The organism is Sphingomonas psychrolutea (assembly GCF_014636175.1).
GTDB lineage: Bacteria > Pseudomonadota > Alphaproteobacteria > Sphingomonadales > Sphingomonadaceae > Sphingomonas > Sphingomonas psychrolutea.
Map to the genome: position 1 here is coordinate 187,251 of NZ_BMDW01000003.1, position 20,163 is coordinate 207,413.

Annotated in this window: 23 protein-coding genes; 6 read left to right on the forward strand and 17 right to left on the reverse strand. The window is 63.5% G+C overall.

The genetic code is table 11. The annotated features are described in order from the left end of the window. Positions 1–36: 36 nt before the first annotated feature. From IEV62_RS03675 to IEV62_RS03690, 4 genes are all read left to right on the forward strand, one after another. Entirely contained in the window at positions 37–516 is a 480-nt protein-coding gene (locus IEV62_RS03675) for a peroxiredoxin (protein ID WP_188445508.1), read from the forward strand. A gap of 88 nt (positions 517–604) precedes the next feature. After that, the gene (locus tag IEV62_RS03680) at positions 605–865 is read left to right on the forward strand and encodes a hypothetical protein (RefSeq protein WP_188445509.1); all 261 of its coding nucleotides are present in this window, start codon (positions 605–607) and stop codon (positions 863–865) included. Between the two features lie 77 nt (positions 866–942). Then, positions 943–2,382 (forward strand): AMP nucleosidase, encoded by a 1,440-nt coding sequence (locus tag IEV62_RS03685; RefSeq protein ID WP_188445510.1) that lies wholly within the window; start codon positions 943–945, stop codon positions 2,380–2,382. Between the two features lie 156 nt (positions 2,383–2,538). Beyond that, a complete protein-coding gene (locus IEV62_RS03690) occupies positions 2,539–2,850 on the forward strand; it encodes a hypothetical protein (protein ID WP_188445511.1) in 312 nt (103 codons plus the stop codon). A 39-nt stretch (positions 2,851–2,889) separates the two neighbouring features. On the opposite strand, the gene IEV62_RS03695 is transcribed toward IEV62_RS03690, so the two are convergent. The 11 genes from IEV62_RS03695 to IEV62_RS03745 form a co-directional block, all read right to left on the reverse strand. Continuing rightward, on the reverse strand, positions 2,890–4,731 hold the full coding sequence (locus tag IEV62_RS03695) for a M2 family metallopeptidase (protein WP_188445512.1): 1,842 nt from the start codon (positions 4,729–4,731) through the stop codon (positions 2,890–2,892). A 52-nt stretch (positions 4,732–4,783) separates the two neighbouring features. Further along, positions 4,784–5,542, reverse strand: a complete 759-nt coding sequence (locus tag IEV62_RS03700) for an alpha/beta fold hydrolase (protein ID WP_229732803.1) — start codon at positions 5,540–5,542, stop codon at positions 4,784–4,786. Then, entirely contained in the window at positions 5,539–6,189 is a 651-nt protein-coding gene (locus tag IEV62_RS03705) for a 2-hydroxychromene-2-carboxylate isomerase (RefSeq protein ID WP_188445513.1), read from the reverse strand. The genes IEV62_RS03700 and IEV62_RS03705 overlap by 4 nt, the downstream gene beginning before the upstream one ends. Then, positions 6,186–6,626 (reverse strand): GFA family protein, encoded by a 441-nt coding sequence (locus IEV62_RS03710; RefSeq protein ID WP_188445514.1) that lies wholly within the window; start codon positions 6,624–6,626, stop codon positions 6,186–6,188. The genes IEV62_RS03705 and IEV62_RS03710 overlap by 4 nt, the downstream gene beginning before the upstream one ends. After that, positions 6,623–7,414: a hypothetical protein gene (locus tag IEV62_RS03715; protein ID WP_188445515.1), complete on the reverse strand. Its 792-nt coding sequence runs from the start codon at positions 7,412–7,414 to the stop codon at positions 6,623–6,625. Before IEV62_RS03715 ends, IEV62_RS03710 begins: the two co-directional genes overlap by 4 nt. Before the next feature lie 30 nt (positions 7,415–7,444). After that, positions 7,445–8,473 carry an aspartate-semialdehyde dehydrogenase gene (locus tag IEV62_RS03720; RefSeq protein WP_188445516.1) on the reverse strand — a complete coding sequence of 343 codons (1,029 nt, stop codon included), beginning with the start codon at positions 8,471–8,473 and terminating at the stop codon, positions 7,445–7,447. 60 nt (positions 8,474–8,533) lie between these two features. Beyond that, the gene (locus IEV62_RS03725) at positions 8,534–9,250 is read right to left on the reverse strand and encodes an MgtC/SapB family protein (RefSeq protein ID WP_188445517.1); all 717 of its coding nucleotides are present in this window, start codon (positions 9,248–9,250) and stop codon (positions 8,534–8,536) included. Positions 9,251–9,254: 4 nt separating this feature from the next. Then, entirely contained in the window at positions 9,255–11,483 is a 2,229-nt protein-coding gene (locus IEV62_RS03730) for a S9 family peptidase (RefSeq protein ID WP_188445518.1), read from the reverse strand. Positions 11,484–11,580: 97 nt separating this feature from the next. Then, complete coding sequence (locus tag IEV62_RS03735; RefSeq protein WP_308510505.1) at positions 11,581–12,270, reverse strand: class I SAM-dependent methyltransferase; 690 nt, start codon at positions 12,268–12,270, stop codon at positions 11,581–11,583. 22 nt (positions 12,271–12,292) lie between these two features. Further along, positions 12,293–13,675 carry a DUF418 domain-containing protein gene (locus IEV62_RS03740; protein ID WP_188445520.1) on the reverse strand — a complete coding sequence of 461 codons (1,383 nt, stop codon included), beginning with the start codon at positions 13,673–13,675 and terminating at the stop codon, positions 12,293–12,295. 23 nt (positions 13,676–13,698) lie between these two features. Next, complete coding sequence (locus IEV62_RS03745) at positions 13,699–15,054, reverse strand: DUF418 domain-containing protein (protein ID WP_188445521.1); 1,356 nt, start codon at positions 15,052–15,054, stop codon at positions 13,699–13,701. Positions 15,055–15,172: 118 nt separating this feature from the next. Between IEV62_RS03745 and IEV62_RS03750 the strand changes: the two genes are divergently transcribed. Continuing rightward, on the forward strand, positions 15,173–16,042 hold the full coding sequence (locus IEV62_RS03750) for an alpha/beta hydrolase (RefSeq protein WP_188445522.1): 870 nt from the start codon (positions 15,173–15,175) through the stop codon (positions 16,040–16,042). On the opposite strand, the gene IEV62_RS03755 is transcribed toward IEV62_RS03750, so the two are convergent. Both IEV62_RS03755 and IEV62_RS03760 read right to left on the reverse strand, forming a co-directional pair. Beyond that, positions 16,039–16,623, reverse strand: a complete 585-nt coding sequence (locus IEV62_RS03755) for a M23 family metallopeptidase (protein WP_229732804.1) — start codon at positions 16,621–16,623, stop codon at positions 16,039–16,041. The two genes, IEV62_RS03750 and IEV62_RS03755, sit on opposite strands and share 4 nt — an antisense overlap. 10 nt (positions 16,624–16,633) lie before the next feature. Then, positions 16,634–17,611, reverse strand: coding sequence for a L,D-transpeptidase family protein (locus IEV62_RS03760; RefSeq protein ID WP_373868541.1), 978 nt, complete (start codon positions 17,609–17,611; stop codon positions 16,634–16,636). A 61-nt stretch (positions 17,612–17,672) separates the two neighbouring features. On the opposite strand from IEV62_RS03760, the gene IEV62_RS03765 reads away from it, so the two are divergent. After that, positions 17,673–18,269, forward strand: a complete 597-nt coding sequence (locus IEV62_RS03765; RefSeq protein ID WP_188445524.1) for a peptidoglycan L,D-endopeptidase MepK — start codon at positions 17,673–17,675, stop codon at positions 18,267–18,269. Between the two features lie 81 nt (positions 18,270–18,350). On the opposite strand, the gene rplS is transcribed toward IEV62_RS03765, so the two are convergent. Genes rplS through IEV62_RS03785 form a run of 4 tightly spaced genes read right to left on the reverse strand, consistent with a single transcriptional unit; the run spans position 18,351 to position 20,122 of the window. Beyond that, complete coding sequence (gene rplS, locus IEV62_RS03770; RefSeq protein WP_188445525.1) at positions 18,351–18,743, reverse strand: 50S ribosomal protein L19; 393 nt, start codon at positions 18,741–18,743, stop codon at positions 18,351–18,353. 1 nt (position 18,744) lies between these two features. Next, entirely contained in the window at positions 18,745–19,476 is a 732-nt protein-coding gene (trmD, locus tag IEV62_RS03775; RefSeq protein ID WP_188445526.1) for a tRNA (guanosine(37)-N1)-methyltransferase TrmD, read from the reverse strand. Then, positions 19,473–19,850 (reverse strand): type II toxin-antitoxin system VapC family toxin, encoded by a 378-nt coding sequence (locus IEV62_RS03780; RefSeq protein ID WP_188445527.1) that lies wholly within the window; start codon positions 19,848–19,850, stop codon positions 19,473–19,475. The genes trmD and IEV62_RS03780 overlap by 4 nt, the downstream gene beginning before the upstream one ends. Then, positions 19,847–20,122, reverse strand: coding sequence for an AbrB/MazE/SpoVT family DNA-binding domain-containing protein (locus tag IEV62_RS03785; protein ID WP_188445528.1), 276 nt, complete (start codon positions 20,120–20,122; stop codon positions 19,847–19,849). The genes IEV62_RS03780 and IEV62_RS03785 overlap by 4 nt, the downstream gene beginning before the upstream one ends. Positions 20,123–20,163 lie beyond the last annotated feature (41 nt).

Genomic DNA, 20,163 nt, shown 5'->3' on the forward strand with positions numbered 1-20,163 from the left:
GCGCCACACACAAAACGGCCAACAGGAGCTTCCCCCATGACGATCAGCGTCGGCGACCGTATTCCCAACATCACCCTCACCAAGGCCACCGCAAACGGCCCAGACCAGATCAGCTCCGACGCGTTCTTCAAGGGCCGCAAGGTTGCGCTCGTCGCGGTCCCCGGCGCCTTCACGCCAACCTGCTCGGCGCGGCATTTGCCCGGCTTCGTCGACAACGCCGATGCGCTGAAGGCGAAAGGTGTCGATGAGATCGCCTTCACCTCGGTCAACGATGCGTTCGTCATGGGTGCGTGGGGCAAGGCCGCCGACGCGGGCGACATCACAATGCTTGCCGACGGCAATGCCGAATTCGCGCGTGCCGTCGGCCTGACCTTCGACGGATCGAAATTCGGCATGGGCGAGCGGAGCCAGCGGTATTCGATGCTCGTCAATGACGGCGTGGTCGAACAGCTCAACGTCGAAGCGCCGGGCGCGTTCGAGGTTTCTTCGGCCGAACATCTGCTGAGTGAAATCTGACGCGCGACGAAGGGCGTGCGGGCGCGGAACAGCGTCGCTCGTGCTTCGTTACCGCAATGAACGCACCTTTTTTGCCAAGGAGACGATCATGACCGACACAGTCGCAGATGCCGCCAAGGACCTCGCCCAGGACGTTACCACCGAAGCGAAAAAGGCCGTTGGCGAACAGACCTTGTTCGAACAAGCGCAGGAAGCCGTGACAGATGCGTTTGAGGCGACGATCGAGGCGGTAAAGGAGCATCCGCTCGCCGCCGCCGGGATTGCCGCCGGGGCCGCTGCCGCCGTCGCGGGTGCCGTGTTCGGCGCGACCAAGCTGTTCGGCGACGACCAGACCAGCGCCAAGAAATAGGAAACCGGACGGCGCGCGCGTACAGCGCGCGCCGTCATGGTCTTGCGCACGTCACGATCCGGCATTAGCCGCTAAGGATGACGCAAGCATCCGACATCGTCGCCGAACTCAACCGGCTCTACCGTGCCTCGGTCGAGCGCCTCCAGAGCGCGCTTACCACCTATATTACCACCGGCACCCCGCCCCCGCCCGAGTCGCGGCGCGACGGCAGTTTCGCCTATCCCGAGATCCGCCTGCATTATCGCGGCGGCGGCGATCGGCCAGCGCCGATGCGATCGTTCGGGCGGCTCGTCAGCGCAGGCGACTATGCGATCAGCGTGACGAAACCCGCGATCTTCGCCGATTATCTCACCGAACAGCTCACGCTGCTGATCGAGGATTATGACGTTACGGTCGAGGCCGTCCCCGGCCGCCAGGAAATCCCCTTTCCCTATGTTATCGATCCCGGCCATGTACTTAGCCTCGATCAAATCTCCGCAATCGATCTGGCGCGGCATTTCCCGGCGACCGAGCTGGCGCATATCGGCGACGAGATTGCCGACGGCCTCTATGCGGTCACGACCGGTATCCGACCGCTCGCGCTGTTCGATGGCCTACGCACCGATTTCTCACTCGCGCGGCTGCGCCATTACACCGGCACGCCACCCGAGCATGTCCAGCGTTATGTGCTGTTCACCAATTACCACCGCTATGTCGACGAATTCGTCCGCTGGGCGTTCAGCCAGCTCGGAGAGGGCTCGCGTTACACCGCCGTCTCGGGCGCGGGCGGCGTGTTGCTGCGCGCGGGCGACGATGTCGAGGCGGCGCTCGCCGATACCAGCGCATGGCGGCGACACCAGATGCCCGCCTATCATCTGATCGCCGAGGACGGCACCGGCATCACGCTCGTCAATATCGGCGTCGGTCCGTCGAATGCCAAGACGATCTGTGACCATCTCGCGGTGCTGCGCCCCGAGGCGTGGCTGATGATCGGCCATTGCGGCGGGCTTCGCCCCAGCCAGCGGATCGGCGATTACGTGCTCGCGCACGCCTATCTGCGCGACGATCACGTGCTCGACGACGTGCTGCCCCCCGAAATCCCCATCCCCGCGATCGCTGAGGTGCAAATGGCGCTCGCGCGTGCGGCGGAGACGATCTCGGGCCAGTCGGGCGACGAACTCAAGCGCCGCCTGCGCACCGGTACGATCGTCACTACCGACGACCGCAATTGGGAGCTGCAATATTCGCGCAGCGCTCTGCGCTTCTCGCTCAGCCGCGCGGTCGGTATCGATATGGAATCGGCGACGATCGCGGCGCAGGGCTATCGCTTCCGCGTGCCCTACGGGACACTCTTGTGCGTTTCCGACAAGCCGCTCCACGGCGAATTGAAACTGCCCGGACAAGCCAACCGCTTCTACGAACGCGCGATCAGCGAGCATATGCGCATCGGCATCGAAGCGTGCGAAGAACTCCGCCGCGAGGGCAAGAAGCTGCACAGCCGCAAGCTGCGCGCGTTCAACGAGCCGCCGTTCCGGTAAGCGCGCGGTTCTCCTACGAAGGCAGGAGCCCAGGGTGCCAGCGGCGCCCTTCGTAACTTTGGACGCCTGCTTTCGCCGGAGAACCGCGGAGGCAAAGGGGGAAACGCCTTCGATCTCGCGCGTTGGGGATGCTCAATAATTTCAGGAGCACCCGACATGGCTACCACCAAGACCCGCGCCAAAACCACGACCCGCAAGCCCGCCGCCAAGAAGACGGGTACCCGCAACGCCACGACCCGCGCCACAAGCACAAAGACCAACCATTGGGCCACCGCCGCAATCGTCGGCGGAGTCGCGGCGGTCGGCGCGGTCGCCACCGCAGCGCTCTTCGCACTGCGCGGGTCGAGCGTGCTCAGCGACATGGAAGATACGCTGATCGGAAGCGACCACGCGCATCAGGCCGACGGCAGCGATTCGAGCGCGTCGTTTAACGCGCGGATCGCAGATGAGGGGACGATCCCGGCGTAATCGACGGCACCTCTCCCTCATAAAGGGAGGGGCGCTCGATCACCACCCGCTCGGCTTCCCTTTGTTCTGCTTGTCCAACCACGTCTTCAGCGGCGCGAAATAGTCGACCATCGCTTGCCCGGAAATCTCGCGACTGCCGGTGAACACCGCCAACGCATCGGGCCACGGCTTGCTCTGCCCCATTGCCAGCATCGCGTTCAATTTATCGCCGACCGCTTTGTTTCCGTAGAACGAACAGCGATGCAGCGGCCCCTTCCAGCCCGATTGCTTGCACGCCGCCTGATAGAATTGGAACTGCAGCAACCGCGCCAAGAAGTAGCGCGTGTACGGTACGCTGGCGGGCACGTGGTACTTCGCACCCGGATCGAAGCGGGTCTCGTCGCGCGGCACCGGCGGCACGATCCCCTGATATTTCAGGCGAAGGTCGTTCCAGCCCTTCTCATAGCCGGTCGCCGGGATCGCGCCCGAAAACACGCCCCAGCGCCATTTGTCGATCAGCAACCCGAACGGCAGGAACGCGACCTTATCCATCGCTTGCTTGAGCAACAGGCCAATATCCTTGTCGGGCGTCGGCACCTTGTCGGGCGCGAGCAGCCCGATCTTCACCAGATAATCGGGCGTGATCGACAAAGCGACGAAATCGCCGATCGCCTCATGGAAGCCATCATTCGCGCCATTCTCATACAGGAAGGGCTGCGTGTTATAGGCGCGCTGGTAGTAATTATGGCCCATTTCGTGGTGGATCGTGACGAAATCGTCGCCATTCACCTTGGTGCACATCTTGATGCGCAGATCGTCCTTGCTGTCGACGTCCCAGGCCGAGGCATGGCAGATCACTTCGCGATCGAGCGGCTTGGTGATTTGCGAACGCGCCCAGAAGGTATCGGGCAGCGGCTTGAAGCCCAACGAAGAATAGAAGCCCTCGCCCGTGCGGAACATCTTGATCGGGTCATAGCCCTTGGCCTTGAGCAAATCGCCCGTGTCATACCCGACATCGCCCGCACCCTTTGGCGCGACCACATCATAGATATTGCCCCATTCCTGCGCCCACATATTGCCGAGCAAATCGGCACGGATCGGGCCGGTCCTGGGCTGCACTGCATCGCCATATTTCGCGTTGAGGTTCCAGCGGACATAGGTGTGGAGCGCGACATAGAGCGGCTCGACTTGCTTCCACAATTTGTCGGTCAGCGCGGCGAACTCGTCCGGCTTCATGTCATAGCCCGAACGCCACAGTGCGCCGACATCGGCATAGCCAAGCTCCTGCGCGCCCTTGTTCGCGATCTCGACTTGCCGCGCATAATCGCCGCGCATCGGCGCGCCGACGTTATCGTGCCAACTGACCCACATTTCCTGCGACTTGGCCGGATCGCGCACCGTGCCCATCGCCGCCTCGATGTCGCTGCCGTTGATCGGCTTGCCGTCGAGCGTGCCCCGACCCTTGCCATAGCCGGACGACATGCGCGTCACGATCGTCGACAGCTCGGTCGCCGCCCCTGGCGTGGTCGGCGCAGGTAGCGTCAGGCCGCTGCGCAGGAGATCGATCTTGCGCTTGGTGTCGAACGATAGACCCGGAAGCGCCGCATATTTCGCGGCCGCGAGCGCAAGGCGAACCTGCATCTCGGTCCCCTCCGCACCGAATTTCGCGGCGATCGCATCGGTATCGTCGGTGATGTACGTCGCGTTGATCCACGCCGCCTGCTGCGCCGGGGTAGAGAAATCGGCCAGTTCCTTCTCCGCGCGTGCGACGAAGACGTCGGCCTCCCCCGGGGTCGGGAGTGGCGCCGGCGTTACAGCCGCGACCGGCGGCGCGTCGGCGAACGCGGGTGCGGCGGTGAGCGACAGGACCAAAGCGAGCGACGAAATTCCAGTGCGGATCATGCGAGTCCTCTTATGCAAAGCTGCCGCAACCTGTGCCGCAGTCCTTGCTCGGTCAAGCCGTTAGAAAGTCCGCGATCACATCGCCAAGTTCGGGCTTGAGCACCGCGCTCATATGGTTGCCGGACACCGCGCGGAAGGTTGCGTCGCGCAGCACGGCGGCCAATTCCGCCCCCGATCCATTATCGTCGTCATCCGCGCCGTTGACGACCAGCGTCGGCGTCGCAATCCCCGCGAGCTCATCATGCGGCGTGTCAACGAAGGTATCGAGGATGTGCAGCAAAGCCACCGGATCGCCCCCGGTCGTCTTCAGGAACGCCTCGGTCATCCACTCGCTTGATCCGCGCGGAAAGCTGCCGAGATGGGTCAGCACGTTGCGAAAATACCCGCCCCGGCCTTCGGTCGAGGTGATACCCTGATACCCCATGCCCGACAGCACCGCGCGCCGCGGCGTGGCCCCGTTGGCCAGCATCCGCACCGCCGTGCGTCCACCAAGCGAATAGCCCACCAGGTCATAGTCGGCGAGGCCGAGATGTTCGATCAGCGCGAAGCCGTCGCGCATCAGCACGTCGCGCGGATAGGCAGCGGCATCGTGCGGTTTGGCGCTGGAGCCATGCGCGCGCAGATCGGGCATGATCACCCGAAACCCCGCCGCCGCGACCTTGGCCGCATGGCCGTATTTGATCCAGTTGACGGTCGCATCGGAGAAATAGCCGTGGATCATTACTACGGGCCGGCCTGTCCCCGTTTCACGCCACGCAAGGCGCGTGCCGTCGAAGCTTTCGAAAAACTGCGGATCCAAAGCCACGGTCACGCCCGCTCCTCCAGCCCGGCGGCCTTCATCCGGGCAATCGCCAGGTCGACACGATCCTGCCCGAAGAACGGCTCGCCGTTGAAGACCAGCGTCGGCACGCCCCAATGCCCCGCGGCCTCCAGCGCCGCCTGGTTGGCGGCGAGCTCGGCATCGAGTGCGACCGCGTCATCGCGCGCTTCGGCCTGCAACTCGGCGAAATCGAGCCCAGCCGCTTGCGCCGCCGCCGCCAGATGCGCATCGGCATGCCACCCCTCGGTCCCGCCCCAGATCAGCTGCGACACCGCATCGGCAAAGGCAAAGCCGCGCCCGCGCCGGGCCGCCGCCTGCCCCATCCGCACCAGCGCGAAGATATAGGGCTGCTCCGCCGCGATTTGCCGCGTGGCGATGTCCTGCACGATCGGATCCGGGCGCGGCGGCAGCATCGTGATGCCGTCATGCTGCGCCAGCCGCAACACGTCGAGAAAGGTATAACGCAGCCAATTGGGGTGGTTGCGCTCGAAGAAGGTCGGCTCGCGGATCGCAAGCGGATAAACAGGACGCAGCGCGATATCGAGATCGTAGCGCGCGATCGCCGCGCGGCATTTCGGCATCGCCAGATAGCTGTACGGGCTGCGGAACGAGAAATAGAGATCGGCGGTCAGCGTCATGGCATCACGATCCTGAGAAATTCTGCGGGCGAGGCGTTTTCGAGGAATGTCGGCAAATCGTCGGGCAATACCACCCACGGCTGCTTGCTCGACACCCAGATATGCGCCCGTGGCTCCAGCGTGCACATCGCATCGAGCGTTCCCGCCCGAACAACCGCCATGCCCGGCAGCCGACTATTGGTATTGAAAATGCGCGCGTGACACACACTACAAACGCGCTGATGCGACTGTGCCCCGCTGCGATTTTCATAGATATAATCCACCACTGGCCCGGTCACCGTCAAGCTTTCCGTGCGGACCACCGCCTGTTCGCTGAACGCGCTCCCGGTCCAGCGCTGACAATCAGTGCAATGGCAGCAATATACCGGCGGCATCACCTCGACTGCGATGCTGTACCGCGTCGCACCGCAACGGCATCCGCCTTCGATCGCGATCATTGCTGGAAAAGTTCGCGAAGTTTAACTTCGCTGGCAACACGGTCGAACACCGAAAATCGACTCAAATGGGGTAGTGCAACGAGCATTCTGCGGTCGGGGAGACGATAACGATCAGCAGTTACTTTGCCCCAACCAATTTCGACAGTGGCTTCTAACTTTGCACCGAAAAGCTTCGCTAACGATTTTGCTGGCTCATCTTTACCGATGCAGACTGCCATCTCGAATTGGATTTTGGGTTTAAGCCACGCCCATAAATATTCTGCAAAAGCCATCGCTTCTGGCTTACGGCCTAGATCCTGCCAAGTTGGGCTACGAAACGGGACATAGTTCGCGGTGAACACCTCTTCAGGGCCAACCCCGAGAAAATCATACATCGATTGCATTTGCCGCTGCAACTTTGCCTTGCCGGCTTCTATTTCGCCCCAAGACTCGATGCAGTAGGCGTTCCCCGCCTCATGCGACCAAGTCGTCCCGTGAACGCCACTGCCGCCGGGATTCAATGTTATGACAAGCAGTTTTGCCGAGGAAATGTTGGCTTGGGGACACATCATAAAGCGCCAGCCACGGTCATAGCCAAGTCGGTGATATTCTGTCTCGATCTCTGCCGCTTTGACGAGCCAATCGTCACTGAGCGGTCCGCCGTCCTTACAAGCGGTAGGCAGCAAACCCAGCCCGCGTTGCTCGATAACTTCGCGCATCAAAGATTCGACATCACTCCCGACAGCCCGAGCTTTGCGCTCGTAAGCGCGGATCAAAGCATCCGGCAGTTCGAGGAAAATATCGACCATCGGACGAGTGTAGCAACCATTTGAGCCCGCTCAAGCCGCCTTCTTCAGGAACTTCCGCCCAAGCAATTCCGCAATCTGCACCGCATTCAGCGCCGCACCCTTGCGCAGGTTATCGCTGACGCACCACAGCGACAGCCCGTTCTCGACTGTCGGATCCTCGCGCACGCGGCTGATAAAGGTCGCATATTCGCCGACGCATTCGACCGGGGTCACGTATCCGCCGTCCTCACGCTTGTCGATCAGCATCACGCCGGGGGCCTCGCGCAGGATCTTCTGGGCCTCCGCCGCGGAAATCTCATTCTCGAATTCGATGTTGATCGATTCGGAATGCCCGACGAACACCGGCACGCGCACGCATGTCGCGGTGACCTTGATCTTGGGATCGAGGATCTTCTTGGTCTCGACCACCATCTTCCACTCTTCCTTGGTCGATCCGTCATCGAGGAATTCGTCGATATGCGGGATGACGTTAAAGGCGATTTGCTTGGTGAACTTTTTCGCCTCGGCGGAATCACCGACGAAAATATTGCGCGATTGCTCGAACAGTTCGTCCATCCCGGCCTTGCCCGCGCCGGACACCGACTGATAAGTCGAGACGACGACGCGCTTGATCTTGGCGAAATCGTGCAGCGGCTTGAGCGCGACAACCATCTGCGCGGTCGAGCAATTCGGGTTGGCGATGATGTTGCGCCGGGTATAGCCCGCAATCGCCTCGGGGTTCACTTCCGGCACGATCAGCGGCACGTCGGGGTCCATCCGGTAGAGCGACGAATTGTCGATCACCGTGCAGCCGGCGGCGGCAAAGCGCGGCGCGTGGAGGCGCGTGCCCTCGCTGCCGATCGCAAACAGCGCCATGTCCCAGCCGCTCGGATCGAAATTCTCGATATTCTGGACCTTGAGCTTCCGACCCGTCTCACCGAAATCGACCTCGTCGCCCTGGCTGCGCGACGACGCGACCACAGCGATGTCATCCAGCGGAAACTCACGCTCCGCCAGAATGTTGAGCATCTCGCGCCCGACATTGCCCGTCGCGCCGACGACTACGATCCGATAACCCATAAAAATCTCCAAACGTCGCGCGCCCGTAGCGGGATTGCGCGCGAACGTCCAACGCCTTCGCTAATCGTGCGTGCGCGCTTGCCACGTTGCATGCGCGATGCCGTGCACCGTCGCAAGGTGATCGGTCAGCGAGTCGAGCACCCCGGCCGCGACATTGGTGCTGACCAAGGTCGCGACGATCTCCACGCGATCCTCGCCGCGCTGCACGACGTCCAACTCGGCAACCGGCAATTGCGCGGTCTCAAGATGATCGGTCAACAAATCGCCCATCGGGCCGGCCTGGTGCGCTTCGGTCGTGATCGAGACGCTGTAGGTCGCCTCGATGCTGCGCGCGTCGAGCGGGATGCGGTTGATTGCGTCGACCAATGGACGCAGCACCGTGTTCACCAACAGCACGAAGCCCGTTAGCAGCACCGCCTCGGCCAACATGTCGCTGCCCGCAATCGCGCCGACTGCGGCCGAGCACCATAAGGTCGCAGCGGTGTTCAGCCCGCGGACGTTCATCCCTTCCTTCATGATGACGCCAGCGCCGAGGAAACCGATCCCCGACACAACATAGGCGATCACGCGGATCGACTCGACGTCACCACCCAGCCGTTGCCCAAGATCGACGAACGCAGCCGACCCCAGCGCAACCAGCGCGTTGGTCCGCAGCCCGGCGGTACGCTGCCGATATTGCCGCTCCGCACCGATCATCGTGCCGAGCACGAACGCCGCGACGTAGCTAACGACCGTGTCGAGGAACGGCCAAAGATGAAAGCTGGTCAGGAAGCGCATGCGCTTACTTTTTGTCCTTCACGGTACGATCGAGGAACGTCAGGATCGTGTTCCACAGATGCTCGCTGATCCCGGGCCCGCCGACGCGGTGGGTGTAGCCGGGGTAGAACATCATCTCGAACGGACGGTCCTGCTTCTGCATTTCGGCGGCAAAGGCGGTCGAGTTTTCGAACACGACATTGTCGTCGGCCATGCCGTGGATCAGCAGCAGCGGATCGGCGATCTTCGCTGCATCCTGCAACGCATCCGACGCCGCATAGGCTTTCGCATCCGCCACCGGCGACCCCATGTAACGCTCGGTATAATGCGTGTCGTACAATTCCCACCTGGTCACCGGCGCACCCGATACGCCCGCGGCATAGACGCCAGGATTGGCCTGCAGCATCTTGAGCGTCGTGTACCCGCCATAGGACCAGCCATAGGTCGCGATCTTATCGCCAGCGACGAAGGGTTGCTCCTTCAGGAACGTCGCGCCCGCCAGCTGATCGGCGACCTCGACCGTTCCCATCGCGCGATAAATCTGATCCTCGAACGCCTTGCCGCGGTTGAACGAGCCGCGATTGTCGATCTGGAAATAGATATAGCCGTGCTGCACCAGATATTGCGCCAGCGCCCCGCCCCAGGCGCGCGTGACCTGCTGGCCAGTGCCCGGGCCGCCGTAATGCTGAAAGAACACCGGATATTTCTTGCCCGGTTCGAGCGGCGGGGTGATCATTTCCCAATAGAGCGGCGTGCCGTCGGCGGCCTTGATCGTGCCGAACTTGGTCTGCTGATGCTGTGCGAGATAGGGGTAATACGGATGCCCCGGCGTCACTGCATTCTCGTTGATCCACGACAGCCGCTTGCCCGTCGCATCCGCCAGATAGACTTGCGCCGGTTGCGTGGGGTTGGAGCGCGATACGATCATGCGCGTCGCGGCCCCGTCCATCGTGCCATTGTTCCACCAGCCGGTCTCGGTCAGGCGCGTGATCACGTTCGGGTGCGCGATGTCGACCGAGTAGAGATGCTGCTCGAGCACATCGTCCTTGTTGCCGACGAAATATAGCCGCCCCTTGGCCTCATCGATCCCCGCGAGGGACTGCACCACCCAATCGCCGCTGGTGAGCGCAGTCCACTTGCCCTTGGCGAAGCGATAGAGGTGGCCGTAGCCGGTCCGCTCCGACCGCCAGATCAAGCTGCCATCCTTCATCGGATGGTAGGCGTCCGACAAATTGAGCCAGCTGCGTGCGCCCGATTTCTCGGTGAACAACACGACGCTCTTGCCCGTCGCCGGATCAACCTTGAGCATATCGAGCGTCTTCTGGTCGCGGCTCTGGCGCTGCACCAGAAGCACGGTCCCATCGGGCGTCCAATCGACCCGTGCCAGATAAATGTCGGGATTACTCCCCAGATCGACCTTCACCCGCGCCGATCCATCGGCCTTCATCACAAACAGCTCGACGCTCACGTTGGGTGAGCCGGCGGCGGGGTAGCGCTGGTCATAGACCTTGGTCCCGTTCGCGCCGATCGCCGCGCGGGTGACCACGCCGACAGGGGCTTCATCGAAGCGTTCGACCGCGATGTGCGTGTCCTGCGGCGACCACCAATAGCCGGTGCGACGGTCCATTTCCTCTTGGGCCACAAACTCAGCCTCGCCCCAATGCACCGTGCCCGCGCCATCGCGGGTGAGCTGGGTCGCGGTCCCGCCGCCGAGCGGCTGTGCGAAAAGATTCTGCCCCTGCACGAAGCTTACGAAGCCGCCTTTGGGGCTGACGGTCGGGTTGAGCTCGCCCTCGGGCGTGTCGGTCAGCCGCCGTGTCTTGCCGTCGAGCGTAGCGAGATACAGGTCGCCGTCGAGCGGCACCAGAATCGTCTTGCCGTCGGGTGCCCAATCGTACGCAACGATGCCCTTAGATCCCGCGATGCGCGCGCGCTCGCGCTGCATCTTCTCGACCTCGGACAGTTCGGCACCACTGCCGACCTTCTTCGAATCGACCAGCATTCGCTCCTGCCCGGTGCGCGTGTCGAGCGCCCACAGGTCGAAGCGCTCCTTCTCATCGGCGCGCGGCTTGAGCGAGGTGAGCAGCGTCCCGTCGGGCGACAGTTTCAGCCCGCGCGGCTGCACGCCCGACAGATCGGGGCTGCCGAACACGCGCGTCAACGTCAGTTTCTGGTCGGAAACCTTGTCAGCAGCCACAGCAGGCACCGCTGCACAGGCGAGCATGACGCCGCCAAGAGCCCAAACGCCACGCATCGTGCATCTCCAGTCCCGCTTATGTCCGCACCCGACGAGGCCGGGCGATGGCGGCGCTTATCGCGGGGGTTTCAAGCGGCGTAAAGGGCGGCTTTGGTTAGCGTTTGTGGAACAGTGCCGCTTCCCGCGCCTGATCGGGCAAGCGCGCACCGCTGCGGTCGAACAGCGGCGAGACGCACTGCGCATATCCCACCGTCTCGAACTCGGCGGCCACCGCGGTATCGGTGAAGCGAAAATTCGAATGGCGCAGCACGAAATACCCGCCCGGCCGCACCGTCCGCGCAAGGTCGGTTACCGCGCGCTCGAACCGGTCGAAATCGAGGAGGCGGTTCTCCGTTACCGCATAATCACCAAGTTGACCGTGCCGGAAAACCGCCATTGCCAGCACGGCATCGTACACCGCCGCATCCTCGCCGCGCACTGAAACGCCAATCTCGAACTGCGTCCGCCCGGCTTCGGCATCAAGCAACCGCCCGCGGCAAATCGCGATCCGCTCCGGGCTGATATCGACCCCTTTTATGAAGGCGTTGGGAAAATGCGCGCGCAACGACGCGACTTCCTCGCCAGTCGAACATCCAAACGACAAGAGCCGAACGCTCGCCGCCTGGCCCAGCCGATCGCGCAATTCAGCAAAGATCCTTGGATAGCGATTTGGCCACGTTGTCCCAAACGGCTGAAAGAGACTCGCCGACGCGCGGATCCGCAACAACGCCGACTGCCGTCGCTCTGCCCCGCGACCGAAATCCAGGAGCAACTGCAAAGCCCGGTACCCAGGCACCGCCCGCACTCGCCGGGTTATGCGGCCGCGATCAGGCAAGCGCCGGCCGCGCCGCAGAACCCGCGTCAGGATCAGGATCGCGCACCGCGCGCGGGCGCTTGCGCCACGGCAACACGCGGCCTTCGACCAGCGAGCGCCACGCCCATTCGACCGGCGCGATATCGAAGCGCTTTACCCACAGATTTGCGCCGATCAGCAGAAGCGCGTTGATGATGAACGCCGTGACCATCAGCGGCCCCCACGTCATTTTCCCATACAGGCCGAGCATGAAGGGCGGGTACAGCACCCACAGGCAAATCATCGTCTGGGCGATATAGATGCTGAGCGCGGTCCGCCCCGCCGCCACGAACGGCCGCAGCAGCGCTGCACCGAAGCCGGTCATTGCCAGCAGGTTGATGAGTCCGACATGCCCCAGCGTCATCGCCAAGCGCGCGACTTCATATGCCATCGGCGCAAGATGCGGCCCCGTTCCCGGTGGTGCGGTGAGCGCGAGACCGCCCCAGATCCTGAGCGAAATCCCGACGGCATAGGCGATCGCGGTCAGCCAAAGGTAGAAGGGCCGCGACCAGCGCCCTTGCAAAATCCCCATTTTGTAGAGCGCGGCGCCGATCAGCATCACACTGCTCGCTTCCCATACGAACAGGATTTCGAGGAAGTTCGACTCCAGCTCGATGATGACATGCCACTGCATCGCCGCCCAGGTCATGAAGGTGCCGGTGCGCGCAGCATCCTCGGCAGCGATGTCGGCCTTCGATTTGGCCTTGGCCTTGGCACGCTTCTGCTTGGCCTCGGCATCCTTGGTGAGGGTCTTTTTTTCGACCGCCGAAATCGGCTTGCCCGCCGTCACCTTCGCCTGGATCGCCACGACCTGGGCCCGCGTCTGCAGTGTTTGATAATAGCCGAAATAGCCGCCCAACGTTAGTGACAGCACCGCCAGCGACAGCCCGATCACGATCAGCCAGCGCGGCCGCAACCGCCGGAACAGGAAGGCGACCAGCGCCGCGATTCCGTATGTGTGCAGGATATCGCCCGGCCACAACAGGATGAAGATGTGGACTAACCCGAATGCGAACAGGATCAGGTTGCGGGCGTAATAGCGACGCATGATCGCCCACCCGCTCGCTTTGGTCGCCACGCGGTCGGTCAGGATCACCATCCCCGCGCCGAACAGCATTTCGAGCAAGCACCGCGCCGTCCCGTCGGCAAGCACTTGGCGGAGCCACCACGCAACCTGATCGGTCGCCGACCAGCCCAAGTGGCGAAAATCGTCGAACGAGGCGTAGAGCGATGCGCCCATATCGTTGATGTTCATGAACAAGATGCTGAGGATCGCGATCCCGCGCAGGATGTCGAGTATGGCAATGCGCGGCGCGCCATCGGGCTCGGCGGCGGTGGTCATGGCGAGATCGGACATGCAGGCGGCTCCTGGCGAAAGGATCAGGCGGGGGCGAGATCGGGCGCGTGGCGTGGCGGTGGAGCATGAACCCGGCCAAACGGCAACGGTCGCAGCGCCGCGATCGAGCGCCACAGCCATTCGACCGGTGCAATCGTGAAGTGCCGCACCCAGATGTTCGCGGCAATCAGCAAAACCGCGTCGATCACCACCGCCGTCGCCATCAGCGCCGCCCAGCCTTGGGTGACGTACAGGCCAAGCGCGAGGGGCGGATAGAGCAGCCACAGGCAAATCAATGTCTGACAAATGTAGATGGTAAGCGCGGTCCGCCCGGCGGCGGCGAAGGGTTTCAGCAGCGCCGACCCGCGGACGGTCGAGAGCAACAGCGAAAGCAGTCCGACATGCCCCAGCGTCATCGCCAGCCGCCCGAATTCGCGCAAGCTCCAGGTAAAGGATACGCTGTCATCGAACTGGATCGTCTGCCACGCACCAATCCCACGGATCGCGCCGCCGACCAGATACCCCATCACCAGCATCCAGACATAGACGCTCCGCTTACGCTGTCCCTGCAAGATGCCGAGCTTGAACAGCCCGGCACCGATCAGCATCGTGCAGGTCGCTTCGCCGAACCACCACAGCACGCGTGACCAATCGGTCGGAATGCGGTCGGTATAGGTCCGGATCTCCTGCATTTGCCAGCGCGCGAAATTTGTCGTGCGGTTGCGGTCTTCGCGCGCGACCGCGAAACGATCCTGCCGGATGCTGCGATGCCAGCCGTGGTTGCTGCGCACGGCCTTGCGCTCGGTGCGCGACAGCGGCTGCCCCGCCGCGCGATGCTCGGCGACATCGGCGAGCCGCTCATTCTCGACATCGATATTGTAGATGCGGGGCATGCTCACGACCGCAGACGCCGTGGCAAAGACCAGCCCCAACGCGATCAGCCATTTCGCGGGCAAGTTGCGCAGCGGAAAGACGACCAAGGCGCACAACGCATACATGTGCAGGATGTCGCCATACCAAAGCAGGCCGAACACATGCACCATGCCGAAGCCGAACAGGACGATATTGCGCCAATAATAGGCCCGCATCGCACGCCACCCGCCGGCCCTATCGGTTGCGCGCCCGGTGAGGATCACCATGCCCGCCCCGAACAGCAGTTCGAGCAGGCACCGCGCGGTTCCGTCGGGAAAGACTTGGCGCGTGAACCACACGATCTGGTCGAGCTTCGTCCAGTCGCCGATCCACAACGGCCAGCGCGCCCCCGCCAGCCCCGACGCGCCCATCCCGTCGATGTTCATGAACAAGATGCCGAGGATCGCGATCCCGCGCAGCACGTCCAGGCTGGCAATGCGCGGCGCGCCATCGGGTTCGGCGGCGGTCGTGACGATCGTATCGGACATGCGCTTTCCCCCCGGAAACATCGCGACACATAGCCAAACGCTTTTCGCTCCGCAATTAGGACAGCAACCGTTCATTTCGGTGGCGATACTTTTTAAGAATGCGTGGAAGGGGAGCGGGATGAAACGGCTGGGCACGGGTTTTCGCGGGATGGCGGCGCTCAGCGCAGCCTTGATCGTCGTGGCGGGCACGACGCCCGTGCTCGGGCAGTCGATCCACGATCGGATCTATCCCGCGCCGACAGTGCCGATCGCCACCGCACCCCTACCCGTCGGCGCGACCCGCGTCACGGTCACCACGACCGATGCGCTAGCGATCACCGGTACGGAAGTGGCCGCGCAACCGGGCAAGCCGACGCTGCTCGTGTTTCACGGCAACGGATCGAGCGCGATGGGGACGCTCGCGTGGTTCGCACCGCTGATCGCGCAAGGATATGGCATCGTCGCTGCTGAATATCGTGGCTATTCGGGCAATCCCGGCCGCGCCGGCGAGGCCGGCCTCGCGCGCGATGCCGATGCTTTTTATGCCGAGGCGCGGCGGCTGGCGGGCCGCGGACGGGTGATCGTGGTCGGGCATAGCCTGGGCGGCGGGGTCGCGTTCGGCCTTGCCACGCGGCAGAAGCTCGATGCGCTCGTCACGATCGGCACCTTCACCGGGCTGCGGGCGATGGTCCCGAAGATCGCGCGTGCCTTCATTTCGGATCGCTACGACAATCTCGCCGCCGTCCCGACGCTCGACGAGCCGCTCTTCATCATCCACGGCACCGCCGACGAGACAGTCCCCCCACAAATGGGTAACGCGCTCCACAACGCTGCGATCGACGCGAAACGCGCGGGGTTCAGCTTGGTCATCCGCGGTGCGGACCATCATCCCGATGGAAAGACCATTGCCGCCCTGATCGACGTGATCGCGGCGCATCTGGATCATCCGGGTGCCGCGCCTCTGCCCTTGCCGGAGACGGTGACGCTGTATCGGTTCACCCAAGATTAGCGCGGCGGCATCTTTCCGGCGAGATAGGGATAGGGATCGACGTCCTCGCCCTGATACCAGTGTTGCTCAGGCGTCGTGCGGGTCAGCCCGAAATGCAAATGGTAATTCCCCGCCCCGGCATTGCCGGTATCGCCGACGAACCCGAGCAGATCGCCCGGTTTGACGACCTGCCCCTCGTGCAGCCCCGGCGCATATCCCGCCAGATGCGCATAATAATAGGTCCAGCTCCGATCGGGTGCGCGCACATAAAGTGCCGTTCCGCCCGCCTCACTCGTCCACAGTTTCTCGATTTTGCCAGCCGCCGCCGCCAGCACCGGCGTATTGGCGGGGGCGATCACATCGGTCCCGTGATGCGCACGCAACCCATTGTCGCGCGGGTCGCCCCAACTGTCGCGGATCGCCCCGCGCGGCACCCCGGCCACCGGCACCGCGAGCAGGTCGACGGCGGCATCAGCCGGCGCGGCGTTCGGGCGCGCAAAGCCGCCGGGCGCGCCCGGCAACAGCGTCAGTGCCGCGATCCACAAACCGATCAGGGCGATCAGCGCGACAGCGATCGCGATGCCGACCCGACGCACGATCACCGCTGCACGCTCATGGCTGGAACACCGCAGGCGTACCCGGCTTGATCATCATCGCAAGCCGCGCCGCGTCCCAATTGGTCAGGCGGATGCAGCCATGGCTCTCAGCACGGCCGATCGTGCTCGGTTCTGGCGTGCCGTGGATACCGTAATGCGGCTTGGACAGATCGAGCCACACCACCCCGACCGGACCATTCGGCCCGGGCGGCAACAAGGCTGCCTTGGCGCTCGCCTTGGCATCCCAGAACAACGCCGGATTGTAATGGAAGGGCGGGTTGTACGACGGGCCGAGGATTTTCCACGTGCCGATGGGCAAGGGATCGTGCTTGCTCCCCATCGTCGCCATGAATTGCGCGACCAATTTCCCGTCCTTGTCGAGCACGCGCAGCACTTCGTCCGATTTGTCGACCACGATTTTCGCGCCGACGGGCTGCTCGGCGTTGATGTTGAGGCTGGCGAGCGTCGCGCGCCATTTCTCGGGCAGCTTCGGGTCGTAGGTCAGCGATGCCGGGACCGCGTTCGGGAATACGACCTTGCTCCCCGCCACCAGCCGCGTCGTCGGGCTGTTGAGTTCGATCAAAACCGCGGGCGTGGTGTGGAACATCTCGCCCAGTTTCTCCATTGCCGAGCGGTAGCCGAGCGCGGGCAGTTTCGCTTGCACTTGCGGGTCTTTTGGCATCGGATTGACGAATGGGCCGGCCAGCATCTCGGATGTCAGCGCAATCGTCTGGGTCGGCCGCCATGCGCGATGCGGATAGAGCGCACGCAGCGTCACCGGGTCCATCGCGCCGGTGGTCGGCAGCCCCTGCGCCTCCTGAAAACCCTTGAGCGCCGCAACCAGCGACTTGCCCGGTCGCCCGTCGAGCACCCCCGGCGAAAAACCGAGATGATCGAGGATCACCTGCACGTGCAGAGTCGAACGATCGAGCGCGGTGGGCGCAAGCGGCTTTGTTCCCACCGGCGCAGCGCCAACAAGCCCAAGCGATGCTATTGCCAGCCAGGCCGATCGGCTCACGGTTTTTCCCACGACTTCAATCCCCTACATTGCTTCCATGCAGACAACGACAGACGACGCGCTTGGGTCCGCCGCGCAAACCGACAGCATTAAACTCTCCCGCCGCGCGCTGGTCGGTTGCGCGATCGCGGGCGGCACTGCGCTTGCTTTTCCGATCCCGGCGATGGCGGTCGGCACCGAATGGCGTCTCGCGATCCGCAACGTCCACAATAATGAGACCGTCGATGCGGTCTTCGCGCGCAGCGGGGCGTTCGTTCCCGAAGGTTTGGCCGAACTCAATCACGGCCTGCGCGACTGGCGCACCGGTCAGGCGACCGTAATGGACCGCAAGCTGCTCGCTTTGCTGGTGCGGCTGCGCGAAAAGCTCGAACTGACAGGCGGCGCGAAGATCGGCCTGATCTCCGGCTATCGCTCACCCGCGACCAACGCCGCGCTGCGGTCGGCCGGCGGCGCGCATAGCGGCGTCGCGAGCCAGAGCCAACATATGCTCGGCAAAGCGACCGACATCATGGTGCCCGGCGTATCGCTCGACCGGCTCCACGGTGCCGCGCTCGCGCTCTGTGGTGGCGGCGTCGGTTTTTACCCGCGCGATGGCTTCGTCCATGTCGATACGGGGCGCGTCCGCCACTGGTGACCGCCTGTCCGATCAGGTCCAACGCAAAAAGGGCGCCGGAACCGAGGTTCCGACGCCCGTTTTCACTGCGATGAGAACCGTTTACTCGGCGGCAGCAGTGCCCTTGGCCGGACGCGTGTCGCGGCGCTCGGCGATCCGTGCCGACTTGCCGGTGCGGCCACGCAGATAATAGAGCTTGGCACGACGCACGGCACCCTTGCGCATGACTTCGATGCTGTCGATGTTGGGCGAATACAGCGGGAACACGCGCTCGACGCCTTCGCCGAACGAAATCTTCCGCACGGTGAAGTTGGAGCCCATGCCCTTGTTCGAGCGTGCAATGCACACGCCTTCGTAATTCTGTACGCGGGTGCGCTCGCCTTCGACGACCTTCACGCCGACCTTCAGCGTATCGCCGGGGCGGAATTCGGGGATCTTCTTGGTTTCGAGAAACTTGGCGATGTTCTCGGCTTCGATCGTCTGGATGAGATTCATCTCATGCGTCCTTCTTGTCTCGTCGCGCGCCAGAGGGCGACTGGACCCGAGCACCCTCATGGCGCTCCCACAGGTCCGGCCGCCTTAGCCGTGTTTCGGTCTCGGCCATCGACTTTCGCCATGCCGAAATCCTCGCATGATCCCCCGATCGCAACACTTCGGGGATCGTGCGCCCTTCCCATTCAAATGGTCGGGTATAATGCGGATATTCGAGAAGCCCCGTTTCGAAGCTCTCGTCCACGCCGCTAGAAGCCGCGCCCATTACGCCGGGAAGCAAGCGAATGCAAGCGTCGAGCAGCACCAGCGCCCCCATCTCCCCGCCCGACAGGATATAGTCGCCGATCGATACCTCTTCGATCTCGCGCGCCGCAAAGATGCGTTCGTCGAAGCCCTCGAAGCGCCCGCACAGAATGGTGACGCCCGGGCCGTCAGCGAGCGCCCGCACCCGCGCCTGAGTCAGCGGAGCACCGCGCGGCGTCATCGCCAGAATCGGGCGGTCAGCCGGTACGCTGTCGATCGCGGCGGCGAGGATGTCGGCGCGCAGCACCATCCCCGCCCCGCCGCCAGCGGGGGTGCCATCGACAGTGCTATGCTTGTCGGTCGCAAAGTCGCGGATGTTGCGCGCGTCGAGGCTCCATCGCCCCTCGACAAGCGCGCGGCCAGCGAGCGACAGGCCAAGCGGTCCGGGAAACATGTCGGGATAAAGCGTCAGGATGGTGGCAGCGAAGGTCACTTGGTCCAATTCTCGACCTTTAGGCCGGGCACGTCGGCGAAATCCGTCTCATTGTTGGTCACGATCGCCGCGCCAAGGCTCAGCGCATGTGCCGCGAGCAAGCGATCGAAACGAGCGCGCTTGAACGGAAGCTGTGCGTAGGCCCGCGCGGCCGCTTCATCAAAGGGAAGAATCGGAACGACGCGGACGAACGCATCGAGCACGGCCGGGCTTGGCGGCTTGCCGACATAGGTCCCGACGGCGATCTCCGCGAAGCTGATCGCGGAGATCGCCACGTCGTCGGGATAACAAGCCGCCAGCCTGTCATTAAGCGTCGAATGCCGTTCGGCCAGTGCGTAGATCGCCATGTCGGCATCGATCAGAAACTGCGTCACGTATCGCGTGCCGCCAGACGTTTCGCGATCGTGCTAGGCCGCTCGTCGAAATCGCCATGCGGGATCAGCTTAGCGCCAGGTGCCTTCCCCGCGAAGCCGCTGATGTCGATCGTCCGCCTTGGCGCATCGACCGGCTCGATCCGAAAAGACATGGGAGCCTCCTTCACCATCCGCACTTCGGTGCCCTCCGGAATGCCCATGCCCTTGGGCAGCCGCAAGGCAACCGAATTGCCCGACTTAAAGGTCGTGCCGTGATACGCTTCGTCGTCCATTTCAGCCTCCGTATACACGCAATGTATATACATTCCGCCCC